This window comes from Paraburkholderia sp. BR10141 (assembly GCF_056155635.1).
On record NZ_JBMIQH010000017.1, the window covers coordinates 162,123 to 176,437 of the forward strand.

General features: G+C 66.0%; 14 protein-coding genes. 2 read left to right on the forward strand and 12 right to left on the reverse strand.

What is annotated here, in order from left to right; all coding sequences use genetic code 11:
* Positions 1–12 precede the first annotated feature (12 nt).
* Together ACOJB8_RS23360 and ACOJB8_RS23365 are read right to left on the reverse strand one after the other, a co-directional pair.
* Positions 13–1,425 (reverse strand): hemolysin family protein, encoded by a 1,413-nt coding sequence (locus ACOJB8_RS23360; RefSeq protein ID WP_069261369.1) that lies wholly within the window; start codon positions 1,423–1,425, stop codon positions 13–15.
* A gap of 125 nt (positions 1,426–1,550) precedes the next feature.
* Positions 1,551–2,312, reverse strand: a complete 762-nt coding sequence (locus ACOJB8_RS23365) for a sensor histidine kinase (RefSeq protein WP_069261370.1) — start codon at positions 2,310–2,312, stop codon at positions 1,551–1,553.
* Positions 2,313–2,466: 154 nt separating this feature from the next.
* Between ACOJB8_RS23365 and ACOJB8_RS23370 the strand changes: the two genes are divergently transcribed.
* Positions 2,467–2,808 (forward strand): FKBP-type peptidyl-prolyl cis-trans isomerase, encoded by a 342-nt coding sequence (locus ACOJB8_RS23370; RefSeq protein ID WP_028202932.1) that lies wholly within the window; start codon positions 2,467–2,469, stop codon positions 2,806–2,808.
* A gap of 54 nt (positions 2,809–2,862) precedes the next feature.
* Entirely contained in the window at positions 2,863–3,666 is an 804-nt protein-coding gene (locus tag ACOJB8_RS23375) for an AraC family transcriptional regulator (RefSeq protein ID WP_069261371.1), read from the forward strand.
* 15 nt (positions 3,667–3,681) lie between these two features.
* On the opposite strand, the gene ACOJB8_RS23380 is transcribed toward ACOJB8_RS23375, so the two are convergent.
* The 10 genes from ACOJB8_RS23380 to ACOJB8_RS23425 form a co-directional block, all read right to left on the reverse strand.
* Positions 3,682–4,557: an MOSC domain-containing protein gene (locus ACOJB8_RS23380; RefSeq protein WP_475014556.1), complete on the reverse strand. Its 876-nt coding sequence runs from the start codon at positions 4,555–4,557 to the stop codon at positions 3,682–3,684.
* A 278-nt stretch (positions 4,558–4,835) separates the two neighbouring features.
* On the reverse strand, positions 4,836–6,380 hold the full coding sequence (gene purF, locus ACOJB8_RS23385) for an amidophosphoribosyltransferase (RefSeq protein WP_069261373.1): 1,545 nt from the start codon (positions 6,378–6,380) through the stop codon (positions 4,836–4,838).
* A 125-nt stretch (positions 6,381–6,505) separates the two neighbouring features.
* Positions 6,506–7,000 carry a CvpA family protein gene (locus ACOJB8_RS23390; protein ID WP_069261374.1) on the reverse strand — a complete coding sequence of 165 codons (495 nt, stop codon included), beginning with the start codon at positions 6,998–7,000 and terminating at the stop codon, positions 6,506–6,508.
* 7 nt (positions 7,001–7,007) lie between these two features.
* On the reverse strand, positions 7,008–7,931 hold the full coding sequence (locus ACOJB8_RS23395) for an SPOR domain-containing protein (RefSeq protein ID WP_342946975.1): 924 nt from the start codon (positions 7,929–7,931) through the stop codon (positions 7,008–7,010).
* Positions 7,932–7,992: 61 nt separating this feature from the next.
* Complete coding sequence (gene folC, locus ACOJB8_RS23400; protein ID WP_475014560.1) at positions 7,993–9,303, reverse strand: bifunctional tetrahydrofolate synthase/dihydrofolate synthase; 1,311 nt, start codon at positions 9,301–9,303, stop codon at positions 7,993–7,995.
* A 190-nt stretch (positions 9,304–9,493) separates the two neighbouring features.
* Positions 9,494–10,366 carry an acetyl-CoA carboxylase, carboxyltransferase subunit beta gene (accD, locus tag ACOJB8_RS23405; protein ID WP_069261377.1) on the reverse strand — a complete coding sequence of 291 codons (873 nt, stop codon included), beginning with the start codon at positions 10,364–10,366 and terminating at the stop codon, positions 9,494–9,496.
* A 156-nt stretch (positions 10,367–10,522) separates the two neighbouring features.
* Positions 10,523–11,332 carry a tryptophan synthase subunit alpha gene (trpA, locus tag ACOJB8_RS23410; protein ID WP_342946973.1) on the reverse strand — a complete coding sequence of 270 codons (810 nt, stop codon included), beginning with the start codon at positions 11,330–11,332 and terminating at the stop codon, positions 10,523–10,525.
* A gap of 53 nt (positions 11,333–11,385) precedes the next feature.
* Entirely contained in the window at positions 11,386–12,288 is a 903-nt protein-coding gene (locus tag ACOJB8_RS23415; RefSeq protein WP_475014565.1) for a DNA-methyltransferase, read from the reverse strand.
* A 21-nt stretch (positions 12,289–12,309) separates the two neighbouring features.
* Complete coding sequence (trpB, locus tag ACOJB8_RS23420) at positions 12,310–13,503, reverse strand: tryptophan synthase subunit beta (protein WP_342946972.1); 1,194 nt, start codon at positions 13,501–13,503, stop codon at positions 12,310–12,312.
* Between the two features lie 78 nt (positions 13,504–13,581).
* Positions 13,582–14,262, reverse strand: a complete 681-nt coding sequence (locus ACOJB8_RS23425) for a phosphoribosylanthranilate isomerase (protein WP_069261381.1) — start codon at positions 14,260–14,262, stop codon at positions 13,582–13,584.
* Between the last annotated feature and the right edge of the window lie 53 nt (positions 14,263–14,315).

Consider the following 14,315-nt stretch of genomic DNA (forward strand, 5'->3'; position numbering starts at 1 on the left):
CGCGAGGCGCGCTCAGCCGCCCTCGTCCTCGAGATCTTTCGGATACACGCGCACGAGCACGATGCGCGGCCCCTTCATTTTCTTCACGACGATATCGAAGCGGTCGAACCCGACGCGCTGCCCTTCGGTGGGCAGGTCGTTGAGCGCATGAATCACGAGGCCGCCCACCGACTCCGCGCGCCCTTCGTCGATATCGATGCCGAGCGCCTGCTCCAGCGACACCACCGGCAGGCTGCCGCGGCCCATCAGCGTGCCGTCGTCCATGCGGGTCCAGTCGGTGTCGGCCTGGTGAAACTCGTCGTGAATCTGGCCCACGAGCGCGCCGAGCAGGTTGTCGAGCGTGAGAAAGCCGACGGGGCGCGCGTTCTTGTGCCCCACCAGCGCGAAATGCGGCGCGCCCTTGCGAAAGCGGCGAAACAATGCCAGTGCGGGCGTCTCAGGCCGCACGTATTGCACGGGGCGCACGAACTTGCCGAGATCGCTGAGGGCGTTACCCGCCTCTCGGGCGAGCAGCAGGTCCTTCAGGTGGATGAGGCCTGCCACGCGCTCGCCCGCGGCGTCTTCGAACAGCGGGTAGCGGCTGAAACGATGGCGCGCCACGATCTGCATGTTCTCGCGCAGCGACAGGTCGCGGCGCAGGCCCACCATCTCGTGCGTCGGCCGCATGAGGTCGGAAATGGTGAGGCGCGAGAAGTCGAGCGAATGGGCAAGCGTGTTCCATTCGTCGGCGCTATAGGCGTTCGCGGCGGGTGCGGGCAGCAGCGGCACCGCGCCGTTTGCACTCTTTGCGCCGCGCGGCTCGTGCGTCGCGTCATGCGCCTCGGCCTCGGCCTGGGCGGCGGCGCGGCGGCTGCGCAGGATCAGCTTGAGTTCGTCGGTCGAATAGTGCGTGTCGTGGCCGTGCTCCGACGACAGGCCCGCGAGACGCAGCACCGCGTTCGCGCTCGTATTGAGCACCCAGATCGCGGGATACATGGTCCAGTAGAAGCCGTAGAGCGGCATGGCCGTCCACAGCGAAATCTTCTCGGACTGGCGGATGGCGAGCGATTTCGGCGCAAGCTCGCCCACCACGATGTGCAGGAACGAAATGACCGTGAACGCGAACACCAGCGAGATGGCGTGCACGAGTTCCGCCGATTGCACGCCGAGCAGTTCGAACACCGGCGCGAGCAACTGCGCGAACGCCGGCTCGCCGATCCAGCCGAGGCCGAGCGAAGCGAGCGTGATGCCGAGCTGGCACGCGGAAAGATAGGCATCGAGCTGGCCGTGAACCTTGGCGAGCAGGCGGCCGCGCAAGCCGTGCTGCTGAGCGAGGGCCTGCACGCGCGTGGCGCGCAGCTTGACGAGGCCGAACTCGGCCGCGACGAAGAAACCGTTGAGGGCAACGAGCAGGAACGCCCCGATGAGGGCGAGAAGCTGGATCAAGACACAAGGCTCCGAGGGACGAAGCGCTCAGTATAAGGGTGCAAGGTTGATGAAAGATGCGGCGGGCTCAAGCCGGCCCGCCGCTCACGCGGCAGTCGGTCAGGGGCGATCCGGCTCGACCCTGCTCACGCGCCGCTCAGCGGCACATTCAGTACGAGCACCATCTCCTCGCCCTCGCCCACGAGAGCCGGCGCCTCGAAGCGTCCGCCATGCGCCTCGGCCACGCGATGGCACAGCGCCAGCACCCAGGCGTAGCGACCCGCTTCCTGCTGCTCGCTCGCCTGGGCGCGCGCGAACGGTTCCAGCACGTGCGCCAGCGCGCCGTCGGTGAGCGCCGCACGCGTGGCGCGCCATTGCACTTCGAGTTGGGCGGCAGTGGCGCTCGCGCTCGCCGCGAGCGTCACGCTGGCTCCCTGAGCACTCGTTTCCGCCGCGAACACCAGCATCAGCCACAGCGCCTGCGCAATGCGCTCCCGGTCGCCGTCGAGCGTCGCCGCGCCTGTCGCGTCCTGCACGGCGAATGTCACGCCGCGCGCATCGCCGAGCGCGGCGCGGGCGTCATCCGCGGCTTCGCCGAGCAGCGCCGCGACGGCGAACGGCGCGCGCTCGATACGCAGCTTGCGCGTCTGCGCGCGCGTGGTATCGACGAGCGTTTCGAGCAGCCGAACCTGCTGCTCCACGCCCGTGCGAATGCCGCCGAGCGCACGTTGCGCGGAGGCGTCGGCGTTGTCGATCTTGCGTTCGAGCACGTAAGCCCAGCTGTGAATTGCATTGAGCGGACTGCGCAGATCATGCGAGACGCGCGAGAGCACGTGGTCGCGCATGAACAACGCTGCTTCGGCGCACAGGCGCGCCGTGCGCTCGGTACGGTTTTGCGAAGTCGACATCTGATTCCTCGTGTTTCGCCCCAAGCCGGGCGAGCGGTCCCCATTATAGGCAGCGCGTAGTGAGCAACTGGCGTGCCCGACGAGCCGCCGCCCGCCCGGCCCTCCAAAGCGCCTACAATAACGGGTCCAACCTATCCGAATCAGGAGTTTTTCCATGTCTATCGTGACCACCGAATCCGGCCTCAAGTACGAGGACCTGACCGAAGGCACCGGCGCCGAAGCCAAGGCCGGCCAGACCGTCAGCGTGCACTACACCGGCTGGCTGACGGACGGCCAGAAGTTCGATTCGAGCAAGGACCGCAACGACCCGTTCGCGTTCGTGCTGGGCGGCGGCATGGTCATCAAGGGCTGGGACGAAGGCGTGCAGGGCATGAAGGTGGGCGGCGTGCGCAAGCTGACGATTCCGCCGCAACTGGGCTACGGCGTGCGCGGCGCGGGCGGCGTGATTCCGCCGAACGCGACGCTCGTGTTCGAAGTCGAACTGCTCGACGTCTGATGCCCGCTTGACGCTTCACGGCGCTCGCCTTATTTGCAATCGCAACCGGTCATCATGAATCCGCATCACCACGCTCCCGTCACCGCGCCCGGCGTCGAACTGCGCCGCTACGGCGCGATCGAGGAAACCGATCTGCACGATTTTCACCAGATCGTGCTCGGTCTCGACGGCGAAATGGAGATGACCGTGAACGGCCGGGGCGAGCGCATCGACAGTTGTTCCGCGTGGCTCATTCCGGCGGGCGCACGGCATGACTACATGGGTATTGGCGATAACCGCCAGCTCGTGCTCGACCTGCCCGCGGCAACGCTCGCGGTGCCCGAACGGCTGTTCGACACCGCGCGCGCCGTGCGCCTCGACCCCGCGCTCACGCAGCTCGTGAATCAGATCGCGCAGCGCGCCGCCGCAGCCACGCCGCCGCGCGACAGTGCCGACCTGCGCGCGCGCCGCTTTCACTGGGACGCTTCGGCGCGTCTGTGCGCGGCTTTCATTGCACAAACCGGCGTGGCGGCCAGCGCCCAGTTCAGCGCGGCTGCCGGGCTGGACTTCGCACGCATCGACCGGTGGCTGCGCGCGCATCTCGCCCAGCCGCTGCGTATTGCCGATCTCGCCGCGCATTGCGGCTTCGGCATGCGGCGCTTTCATCAGCTTTTTATCGAAGCGTTCGGCGAGACGCCGCATCGCTATTTACAGCGGCTGCGGCTCGACACGGCGCTCACGCTGCTCGCCGACCCGCGCGCCTCGCTCACCGACATCGCGCTCGAAGTCGGCTTCGGCGACCAAAGCGCGTTCACGCACGCATTCACGCGCCGCTTTGGGCTCGCGCCCGGCCAGTGGCGCGCGCTGCCGTCACACTGAGCGCGCAAGCGCGCCTCAATCGTCGAAGCGGTATTCCCACTCGGCGCGTGCGCCCACCGTCACGTGCTTGCCCGCGCCCGTCACGACCATCGCGTTCTGGCCGAATGTGAGGCCGCCGTCCACGCGCGGATCGGCGCGGAACACGGCCAGCGTGTCGAGCGGTTCGGTGGGCCATTGCGCGTCGCGCTCGCCCGATAGCTGATCGATCGTCGTGATCGGGCAGCGCGCGCACGGCTTCACGAAGCGCAGCACGACCTCATCGCCGCCTGTAGCCGATTCGATGGTGAGCGTGTCGATGAAGTCTTCCTCGAATGCGTCGCCAATGTCACCGACGACGATGTTCGGACGAAAGCGCGCCATCGGCACGGGCGGCGCGCCCTTCGCCGCGAGGCGCTCGTTGAGTTGCGCGAGCGACGCCTCGCTCGTCACGAGAATCGGAAAGCCGTCGGCAAATTGCGTGGGCGCGTCTTCGCCGTTCGTCCACTTCTTGCTCGCGAGACGCGTCACGTCATGCGCGAAGCGCAGCAGCCGCACCGGCACGCCTATCGCCTGCGTGAACCACTGCGCCGCGTGATCGCCTTCGTCGAGCGCCTCGAAATCGTCGTCCCAGACCGTCGCCGGCACGCGCGCCTCGCCGCCGCGCGGCGCGAACGGCAGATGGAGCGCTTCGCTCATGCCTTCCATGGTGAGGCGCACGCCGTCTTCGACGAACGCGGGCACGATGCGCGCCATGGCGGCGTACTGGCGCTGCGTGACGAACCGGCCGTTCTCGTCGGCGACCATCCAATGGCGGTCCCACTCGATGCCCTTCAGGCCGAGCTGCGCATCGTCGAGCGCGATCGCGCCGCATGACTTCACGGGATAGACGAACAACGCACGGACAATGGGCATGGTGAACTCACGGGAAAGAAAAAAGGAAATGGGCCGGGCAGCGCCCGACCCACGATGATACAACCCCTGCTTAAAACTACTTACTGCGCCGCATCGAGCCCGCGTGCGAGATCGTCCGCGAGCCAAGGTGTCGTCGATGTTCGTGTTCTCCGTGTGCTGAACAATCAGGCTTCGATCCTGCACGCGCAGGCGCAAAAAAGCCCGCTTTTGCGTCGGCAGAAAGCGGGCTTTCGGAATCGGCGCAAACGCGAGCCTCACGCTCGCGTTTGCCGAAGGGATCACTCCACCGAGAGCTGCAGGTGCAATTGCGAGCGGGAGCCGCCGTCCATCGCGTCGCTCGCGGCGTCGCGGTCCGATTGCGCCTGGGGCGCGAGGCGCGCGGTCTCGATGTTGTCGAGGTAAGTGCTGGTGATGTCGCCGGTGATGTAGTCGCCGTCGAAGCACGAAGCCTCGAACTGCTTCAACTCCGGATTGATGTCGCGCACTGCCTGCTTGAGCGAGTCCACGTCCTGATACACGAGGTAATCGGCGCCGATGATGCGCGCCACTTCGTCATCGGTGCGGCCGTGCGCTACGAGCTCGCCGCGCGTGGGCATGTCGATGCCGTAGACGTTCGGGTACTTCACGGGCGGCGCCGCCGAAGCGAAGATCACCTTGGTCGCGCCGGCGTCACGCGCCATCTGCACGATTTCCTGAGAGGTGGTGCCGCGCACGATCGAGTCGTCGATGATCAGCACGTTCTTGCCCTTGAACTCGATGCCCATGGCGTTGAGCTTCTGGCGCACCGACTTCTTGCGCATGGCCTGGCCCGGCATGATGAAGGTGCGGCCCACGTAGCGGTTCTTGAAGAAGCCTTCGCGATATTCCACGCCGAGCTTGTTCGCGACCTGCATGGCCGCGGGGCGCGACGAATCGGGAATCGGCATGACCACGTCGATCTTCACGTCGGGCAGCTCGCGCTTGATCTTCTCGGCGAGATAGTCGCCCATGCGCAGACGCGCGTTGTACACGGGCACGCCGTCGAGGACCGAGTCCGGACGCGCGAGATACACGAGTTCGAAGATGCAGGGGTTGAGCGTCGGCGCCGTGGCGCATTGCTGCGAGTAGAGGTTGCCGTCGAAGTCGATGAACACCGCTTCGCCCGGGCGAACGTCGCGCACGAACTCGAAACCGATGCCTTCGAGCGCCACCGATTCCGATGCGAGCATCCATTCGGTGCCTTCCGGCGTTTCCATCTTGCCGATGCACAGCGGGCGAATGCCGAACGGGTCGCGGAACGCGAGCAGGCCGTAGCCGGAGATCAGCGAGACGATCGCGTACGAGCCACGCAGGCGGCGGTGCACACCCGCAACCGCCTTGAAGAGCGCGGCCGGGTCGAGCTCGAGGCCCGAGGTCGCGAGCTGCACTTCGTGCGCGAGCACGTTGAGCAGCACTTCGGTGTCGGAATGCGTGTTGATGTGGCGGCGATCCACACGGAACATCTCTTCCTTCAACTGTTGCCAGTTCGTGAGATTGCCGTTGTGAGCGAGGACGATGCCGAACGGCGCGTTCACGTAGAACGGCTGGGCTTCTTCTTCGCTCGACGCCGAGCCGGCCGTCGGGTAGCGCACCTGGCCGATGCCGCTGGTGCCGGGGAGGCTGCGCATGTTGCGCGTGCGGAACACGTCGCGCACCATGCCGTTGGCCTTGTGCATGTGGAACGTGCTGCCGTTCGCGGTGGCAATGCCGGCCGCGTCCTGACCGCGGTGCTGCAGCAGCAGCAGCGCGTCATAGAGGAGCTGGTTGACGGGAGAGCGGGAAACTACGCCTACGATGCCGCACATGGCAGGTCCTTCAAAAAAGCGAAATCGGTCGCGGGTCACCCGGCTTCATTCACACCGGTCGAGCGCCGCAAATGGGCAGTGTTGCCGGGAAGCTGCGCCTCGCATCGCGTCCGATCAGTTTCTGATCAGACGTGAACGTAGGCCGCGAGCGCCTCGGGCAACAACGGTTTCAGTTCGAGCACGCCCTGCACGGCATAAGGCCGAAGCAGCGCGTGGCGCCAGAAGTCCTGCTGGGGCAGCTCGGTCAGCCCGCCGAGGACGACGAGGATCAGCACCAGCACGACGCCTCGCACGAGGCCGAACATCATCCCGAGCGAACGGTCCACGCCGGACAATCCGCTCACCTGCACCAGACGGCCGATCAATGCGTTGCCCACGCCGGCCACGAGCACCACGGCAATGACGATCAGCGCGAAGGCGATCAGCCACTGGGTCAGCGCCCCGCCCGGCCAGTTCGCCGGAATCCAGGGCACTACGTGATCTACGTAGCGGCAGGCCACGAGCAACGCCGCGATCCAGCCAATCAATCCAAAAATCTCGCCGATCAAGCCCCGCCATGCGCCGCGCAGCGCCGACAGGCCCATCACCGCCATTACAGCGTAGTCGAATGCGGTGAACATCGACGGCTTATTCCGCGTTGGCGTTCGAGCCCGCCATCAGGCCGGCGCCACGCACCTTGGCAATCGCCGCCGTGGCCGAGGCGCGGTCCGGGAACGGGCCCGCGCGCAGCAGCGTGCGCGTCGTGCCGTCTGCTTCCTTACGCTGTTCGGTATATGCGGGTACTCCCGCCGCTTTCAACTTCGTTACCCAATTGTTCGCCGTCGTGCCGTTCGAGAACGCGCCGAGCTGCACCGCGAAACGCGCGCCCGGGGGCGTCGCCGGGGCGCTGGACTCGGCCTTCGCGTCATTTGCGCCGCCGGTGTCGGCGGCGTCGTTTGCGGCAGTCGTTGGCTTGCTGTTCGCGGCGACGGTCGCGCTGGCCGACGCGGCCGGCTTGGCAGCGGGCTTTTGCGTTTGGGCGGTTTGCGTCGACTGGGCCGGAGCGGCTGCCGCCTGTGCGGGCCTTTTGGCAGCCGGTGCCGGCGTGTTGACCGTGCTTTGGGCGCTCTGCGTGGCCGCGGCGCCCGAAGCGGCCGCGAGGCCCGACGCACCTGGCGTCGCTTCAGCGGCTGCGGGATTGTCGGGCGCGACGCCGGCCTGCGTGTCTTCGGCGTCGTGCTGGCGCGCGGCGGCCTTGTCGACCGGGCGGCTTGGAATGTCGATGGCGATGTCGTCGGTGACGGGCTTCGGGTGCGAATCGAGCACCATCGGCAGGATCACGATGGCCGCGAGCACGAGCGCGATCGCGCCGACGAGACGCCGGCGCGCGCGTTGCTTTTCAGGGAGTGTGGGGTCGAGCAGCATCGCCTCGGCGTCGCCCGACCGGTCCGGCCGGCGGCTGCGCCGTTCCACGCGCGTGCTCTGGTTGCTGCGCCGGCTGGAGCCGGACTCGGTGCCGCGCCGGCGGGGCGCGTCAGCGTCATCTTTCTTGCCGAACGAGAAAATTCCCATGTATGGCTTGCTGTTGGCCTACCTGGCCTGTCTTACGTGGGCGGCGTACGGTGCCGGGCGGTCAGTGTTGCTGCGACTTTCGCCAGGCCATCACCCCGGCAACCGTCAGAAAACTTCCGAAAACAATAATTCTATCATTTTCGGTTGCACGTTTTAGCGCATCTTGGAACGCGGCAGCGGGATTTTCATAGCGTGTGACGCTGCTGTCCGCGCCGTCCGTCACGCCCGCGTCGCGCAGCACTTCTTCGAGCTGTTCGGCCGTGGCCGCCCGCGGCAGCGGCAGGTCGGTCACACACCAGTGGTCGATCTCGCCCTTCAGGTGCTCGATCGCGCCCGCAATGTCCTTGTCGCGCATCGCGCCGAACACCGCGTAGGTGTACGGGAAATAGCCCATGCTGCCGAGGTTTTGCGCGAGCACGGCCGCCGCGTGCGGGTTGTGGCCGACGTCGAGGATGATCGAAGGCTTGCCTGGCAGCACCTGGAAGCGCCCAGGCAGTTCGACGTTGGCGAGGCCGAGGCGGATGTCCTGCGCGGAAACCGGCAGGCGGTCGCGCAGCGACTCGAGGCCCGCGAGCGCGGCCGAGGTGTTGATCAGCTGGTTCGCGCCGCGCAGCGCCGGATAGGCGAGCGCCGAGCGCCGCATCGTCGGGCCCACGTAGCTCCACTGCTGGCGCTCGTTGCCGGGCTGCCCTTCGTAGCGGAAATCGCGGCCGAAGAGCCAAAGTTCGGCACCGATCGCCTCGGCATGGTCGATGAGCGACTGCGGCGCCATCGGATCGGCGCAGATCGCAGGCTTGCCCGCACGGAAGATGCCGGCCTTCTCGAACGCGATCTTCTCGCGCGTGTCGCCCAGGTATTCGGTGTGATCGAGGTCGATGCTCGTGATGATCGCGCAGTCGGTGTCGAGCACGTTGACGGCGTCCAGACGCCCGCCCAGACCCACCTCGAAGATCACGGCATCGAGCCCGCGCGAGGCGAACAGATGCATGATCGCGAGCGTCGTGAACTCGAAGTACGTGAGCGTAACGGGCGTGGCGAGCGAATTGCGCGCGGCTTCCACGGCCTCGAAGTGCGGCAGCAGCTCGGCGTCGCTGGCCTGCTGGCCGTCCACGCGCGCGCGCTCGTTGAACTCGAGCAGATGCGGCGAGGTGTGGCAGCCCACGTGATAGCCCGCCTTGAGCAGAATCGTTTCGAGGATCGCGCAGGTCGAGCCCTTCCCGTTCGTGCCACCCACCGTGATGATCGGGCAGTCGAACTTGAGGTCCAGCGCGTCCTTCACCTGACGGATGCGGTCCAGCCCCATGTCGATGCCGACCGGATGCGCGGTTTCGAGGTGCGTGAGCCACGCGTCGAGGGTGGGAAAGGTACTCATCAGGATAGAAATTGCCAGGTGCTGCGCGTGAGACGCCGCCAACGGCGGAGGGTTCACGCGAATGATCCGCTTCGAAAGAACGGCATTATCGCGGAAATGACAACGCGCCGCTTGCTTTCGCTCGCGGCGCGTCGGGTAAAGCGTTGCGGCTTGCGGCGCACGCAGCGCCGCAGATCGCTCAAAGCCGGGTTCAAGCCACCGCGTCGGCAGGCTGACGCTGCAGCAGCGCCAGCATTTGCGCGATTTCGTCGCGCAGCTTGCGGCGGTCCAGGATCATGTCGATCGCGCCCTTCTGCAGCAGGAATTCCGCGCGCTGGAAGCCTTCCGGCAGCTTTTCTCGCACGGTCTGCTCGATCACGCGCGGGCCGGCAAAGCCGATCAGCGCCTTCGGCTCGGCGATCACCACGTCGCCAAGGAACGCGAAGCTCGCCGAAACGCCGCCCATCGTCGGGTCGGTCAGCACGGAGATGAACGGCAGTTTGGCTTCGGCCAGCCTGGTAAGCATGGCCGTGGTCTTGGCCATCTGCATGAGCGAAAGCAGGCTTTCCTGCATGCGCGCGCCGCCCGACGCCGTGAAGCAGATGAACGGCACTTGCTGCTCGAGCGCGTTTTGCGCGCCGCGCGCGAAGCGCTCGCCCACCACCGAACCCATCGAGCCGCCCATGAACGAGAACTCGAAGCAGGCCACCACCACGGGCAGCGTGCGGATCGCGCCGCCCATCACCACCATGGCGTCGGTTTCGCCGGTTTCGTCCATCGCCTCTTTCAGGCGGTCCGGGTACTTGCGGCTGTCCTTGAACTTGAGCGCGTCGACCGGCAGGATCTCCTGGCCAATCTCGTAGCGGCCTTCCGGATCGAGCAGGCCGTCAAGACGCTCGCGCGCATTGATGCGCATGTGGTGATCGCATTTCGGGCAAACGTGGAGATTTGCCTCGACATCGTTGCGGTACAGAACCGCTTCGCACGACGGGCACTTGATCCACAACCCTTCCGGAATGCTCTTGCGGCTCTTCGGATCGGTTTGCTTGATCTTGGGCGGCAGCAGTTTATCGAGCCAGCTCATTGATGTTCCTTCCTTGACCTTCGTGATGCGCGGGCGCGGCGGACCGTTTCATCGCCCGATCGGTAAAACCGACCGGGTTCCGACCCCGACCGCGCATGGCGAAAAGTGGATTTTACAGCAGTCTCGAATCTAGCCAACTACGCTAGCCTGCCAGCTCTACCCGGCGGAGACTTCGTCCAGCGCCGACCGAATGCCCGTGATGAACTCCGTGAGGGTATCGGCGGCCGTCTCCGGCGCGGCCTGTTCGAGCAGTTGAACGATTCGGCTGCCGATCACCACGGCGTCCGAAACCTGCGCGACGGCAGCGGCCGTTTGCGCGTCGCGAATGCCGAAGCCCACGCCCACGGGCAGCGAGACATGCTTCTTGATCGCCGGGATTTTACCCGCGATGCTCGAAACGTCCAGATTCGCGGCGCCCGTCACGCCCTTGAGCGAGACGTAGTAAACATAGCCGCTCGCGGCGCGCCCTACTTCGGCGATGCGCTCATCGGTCGAAGTCGGCGCGAGCAGGAAGATCGGATCGATATCGGCGGCCTTCATCTTCGCCGCGAACTCGACCGACTCCTCGGGCGGGTAGTCCACCACGAGCACGCCGTCCACCCCCGCTTCCTTCGCGGCCTGCGCGAACGCATCGGCGCCCATGCGCTCGATGGGGTTCGCGTAGCCCATGAGCACGACGGGCGTCTTGTCGTCGGTTTCGCGGAAGCGCTTTACGTCGGCGAATACGCTCTTGAGCGTCACGCCCTTCTCGAGCGCGCGCTCGGAAGATTGCTGGATCACGGGGCCGTCGGCCATCGGGTCGGAAAACGGCACGCCAAGCTCGATGACGTCGGCGCCGCCTGCGGCCAGCGCATGCATGAACTCGACGGTGCGCGCGGGGTCGGGGTCGCCGGCCGTCATGAACGGGATCAGGCCTTTGCGGCCATGGGCGGCAAGCGCCTCGAACGTGGTCTTGATACGGGACATTTCAGGGTCCTCAGCTTTTAGGCGTTACTGCGCGTGGGTCCGGCGGCGGCGCATCAGGCGCCGGCCGCAACGGCGCTTGCGGCGGCCGCGCTGACGCGTTCGCGCGCGATCGCGCAGTAACTTTCGTTAATTTCATAGCCGACGAATTCGCGCTGCTGACGTGCGCAAGCGACTGCCGTGGTGCCGCTGCCCATGAACGGGTCGAGCACGCGGCCGCCCGGCGGGCAGCTCGCGAGCACCATGCGCTCGACGATCTCCAGGGGCTTCTGGGTGGGATGATCCACGCGCTCCGCGTGCTGGCGATGCAGCCGCGAGACGGACCAGACGTCCTTGGGGTTATAGCCGAGCTCCAGCCACCTGCTACCTTCGAATATTTTCCGCGAACGCGCCTTCTTCGTGGCGGCATCATACGGGATGCGGACAGGATCGAGATCGAAGTAGTAATTCTTCGACACCGCGAAGAAACCGATGTTGTCGTGCACCGAGGTAAAGCGGCGCGTCGTGCCACCCATGCTGGGTACGCGACGATCCCAGACGATCTCGTTGATCATCGTGAGTTTCGACTTGAGATAGACGAAGATCTCGGGCGCGTACTGCCACGTGCAGAACACGTAGAGCGAGCCCGTGGGCTTGAGCTTCGGAATCGCCAGGTCGAGCCATTCATACGTCCAGGCGAGGAAGTTCTCGCCCGAGCGCATGTCGGAGTCGTTGCCGTAGTCCTTGCCAAGCCCATAGGGCGGGTCGGCGACGATCAGATCGATCGAGGCGTCGGGCAGGTTGACTGCATCGGTCAGAAAATCGCGGTTCAGGAGCCGGATGGTCTCCGGCACCGTGGCGAGTATGGGTAACTCGGCGGCCGCGTTGGCGACCGCCTCTGCGGCCTCCAGAGCAGCCGCTTCGGCGTTCACCTCGCCCACGGGCGCCGGCGTCTGCGGCTCGTCGAACTCGTCACGCATCGCTTGTGTCGCTCCGGGCGCTCAGAACTGGATGCCCGATCGCTCAGCGACCGTGTGCATGTCCTTGTCGCCGCGGCCCGACAGGTTCACCAGCAGGATTTTCTCCTTCGGCAACGTCGGTGCGAGCTTCGCCGCGTACGCGAGCGCGTGGCTCGATTCGAGCGCGGGGATGATGCCTTCGATGCGGCAGCAGTCGTGGAAGCCCTTGAGCGCCTCCTCGTCGTCGATGGTGACGTACTGCGCGCGGCCGCTGTCCTTGAGCCACGCGTGCTCAGGACCGACGCCCGGGTAGTCGAGGCCCGCCGAAATCGAATGCGTCTCGATGATCTGCCCGTTCTCGTCTTGCAGCAGGTACGTGCGGTTGCCGTGCAGCACGCCCACGGTGCCCGCCGCGAGCGAGGCGGCGTGACGGCCCGTGTCCATGCCGTCGCCGGCAGGCTCGACGCCGATCAACTGCACCGAAGTGTCGTCGATATACGGGTAAAAGATCCCCATCGCGTTCGATCCGCCGCCCACGCAGGCGATCACGGAGTCGGGCTGGCGGCCCGTCATTTCGGGCATCTGCACGCGGCATTCGTCGCCGATCACGCGCTGGAAGTCGCGCACCATCATCGGGTACGGGTGCGGGCCCGCCACGGTGCCGATGATGTAGAAGGTGTTTTCGACGTTGGTGACCCAGTCGCGCATGGCTTCGTTGAGCGCGTCCTTGAGCGTACGCGAGCCCGACTCGACCGGCACCACAGTGGCGCCCAGCAGCTTCATGCGATAGACGTTGGCGGCCTGACGGCGCACGTCCTCGGCGCCCATATAGACCACGCACTCCATGCCGAAGCGCGCCGCGATCGTTGCGGTGGCCACACCGTGCTGGCCTGCACCGGTTTCGGCGATCACCCGCGGCTTGCCCATGCGCCTGGCGAGCAGCGCCTGGCCGATCACGTTGTTCACCTTGTGCGCGCCGGTGTGATTCAGGTCTTCGCGCTTGAGATAGATCTGCGCGCCGCCCAGCAGCTCGCTCCACCGCTGTGCGTGATAAATCGGCGACGGACGGCCGACAAAATGCTTCAACTCGCGCTCATATTCGGCACGGAAGTCGGGATCGTCCTTGAATTTCGCGTAGGCGTCGCGCAGTTCGTCGATCGCCTGCATGAGGGTTTCGGCAGCGAATACGCCACCATAAGGGCCGAAGTGGCCGCGTTCATCTGGCAAATTGTACATAAGTCACTCGCTCGGCCGGGCTTGGAAGGACCCGCGTTGCGCGGGCCGTCCCGGCCAAAGGGGCATGCGCCCCGGATTTCATCCCGCGTCCGCTTCGCGCACCGCGCGTACGAACGCCGCCATGCGGGCGTGATCCTTCACGCCCTTTGCGCCCGGCACTTCGATGCCACTGGAGACATCGACAGCGAACGGACGCACCTGGCGTATCGCATCACTGACGTTTTGCGCGTTCAAGCCACCACTCAAAACGGCCCGACGCGCGAGCCCTGCGGGAATAAGTGACCAATCGAAGACCTTTCCGCCGCCGCCGTAACCTTCGACATGGGTGTCGAACAACAGGCCGCTGGCTGATGAATAACGATTAGCCGATTCTATCAAATCGGCCTGCCGAGTATCGGCCGCGACTCGCAGCGCGCGCAACCAGGGCAAACCGGCAACGGAAGCCAGCGACTCGCACTGCTCGGGCGTTTCGTCGCCGTGGAACTGCAGCATGGTGAGCGAGACATTGCTGGCCACTTCGCTCATCCACTGCGGCGTGGCGTTCACGAAGAGGCCCACGACCGAGACGAACGGCGGCAGGTCGCGCGTGAGCTCGACCGCCTGCGCCACGCTCACCGAACGCGGGCTGGGCGGATAGAACACGAAACCGACGGCGTCGGCGCCCAGGTCGATGGCGTGCGCAACCGCCTCGGGCGTCGAAAGTCCGCACAGCTTGATGCGGGTGCGGTGCGCGGGGGCGAGTTGCTCGGCTGACGTCATGGTTCTGGATGCGGTGTTGGTCTCGATGCTTCAATCGCAACGTGATTGACTGG

Coding starts and splice junctions, on each gene's coding strand:
- ACOJB8_RS23365 (WP_069261370.1), bottom strand. CDS start 2,312: ATGTCGACTTCGCAAAACCGTACCGAGCGCACGGCGCGCCTGTGCGCC.
- ACOJB8_RS23370 (WP_028202932.1), top strand. CDS start 2,467: ATGTCTATCGTGACCACCGAATCCGGCCTCAAGTACGAGGACCTGACC.
- ACOJB8_RS23375 (WP_069261371.1), top strand. CDS start 2,863: ATGAATCCGCATCACCACGCTCCCGTCACCGCGCCCGGCGTCGAACTG.
- ACOJB8_RS23380 (WP_475014556.1), bottom strand. CDS start 4,557: ATGCCCATTGTCCGTGCGTTGTTCGTCTATCCCGTGAAGTCATGCGGC.
- purF (WP_069261373.1), bottom strand. CDS start 6,380: ATGTGCGGCATCGTAGGCGTAGTTTCCCGCTCTCCCGTCAACCAGCTC.
- ACOJB8_RS23390 (WP_069261374.1), bottom strand. CDS start 7,000: ATGTTCACCGCATTCGACTACGCTGTAATGGCGGTGATGGGCCTGTCG.
- ACOJB8_RS23395 (WP_342946975.1), bottom strand. CDS start 7,931: ATGGGAATTTTCTCGTTCGGCAAGAAAGATGACGCTGACGCGCCCCGC.
- folC (WP_475014560.1), bottom strand. CDS start 9,303: ATGAGTACCTTTCCCACCCTCGACGCGTGGCTCACGCACCTCGAAACC.
- accD (WP_069261377.1), bottom strand. CDS start 10,366: ATGAGCTGGCTCGATAAACTGCTGCCGCCCAAGATCAAGCAAACCGAT.
- trpA (WP_342946973.1), bottom strand. CDS start 11,332: ATGTCCCGTATCAAGACCACGTTCGAGGCGCTTGCCGCCCATGGCCGC.
- ACOJB8_RS23415 (WP_475014565.1), bottom strand. CDS start 12,288: ATGCGTGACGAGTTCGACGAGCCGCAGACGCCGGCGCCCGTGGGCGAG.
- trpB (WP_342946972.1), bottom strand. CDS start 13,503: ATGTACAATTTGCCAGATGAACGCGGCCACTTCGGCCCTTATGGTGGC.
- ACOJB8_RS23425 (WP_069261381.1), bottom strand. CDS start 14,262: ATGACGTCAGCCGAGCAACTCGCCCCCGCGCACCGCACCCGCATCAAG.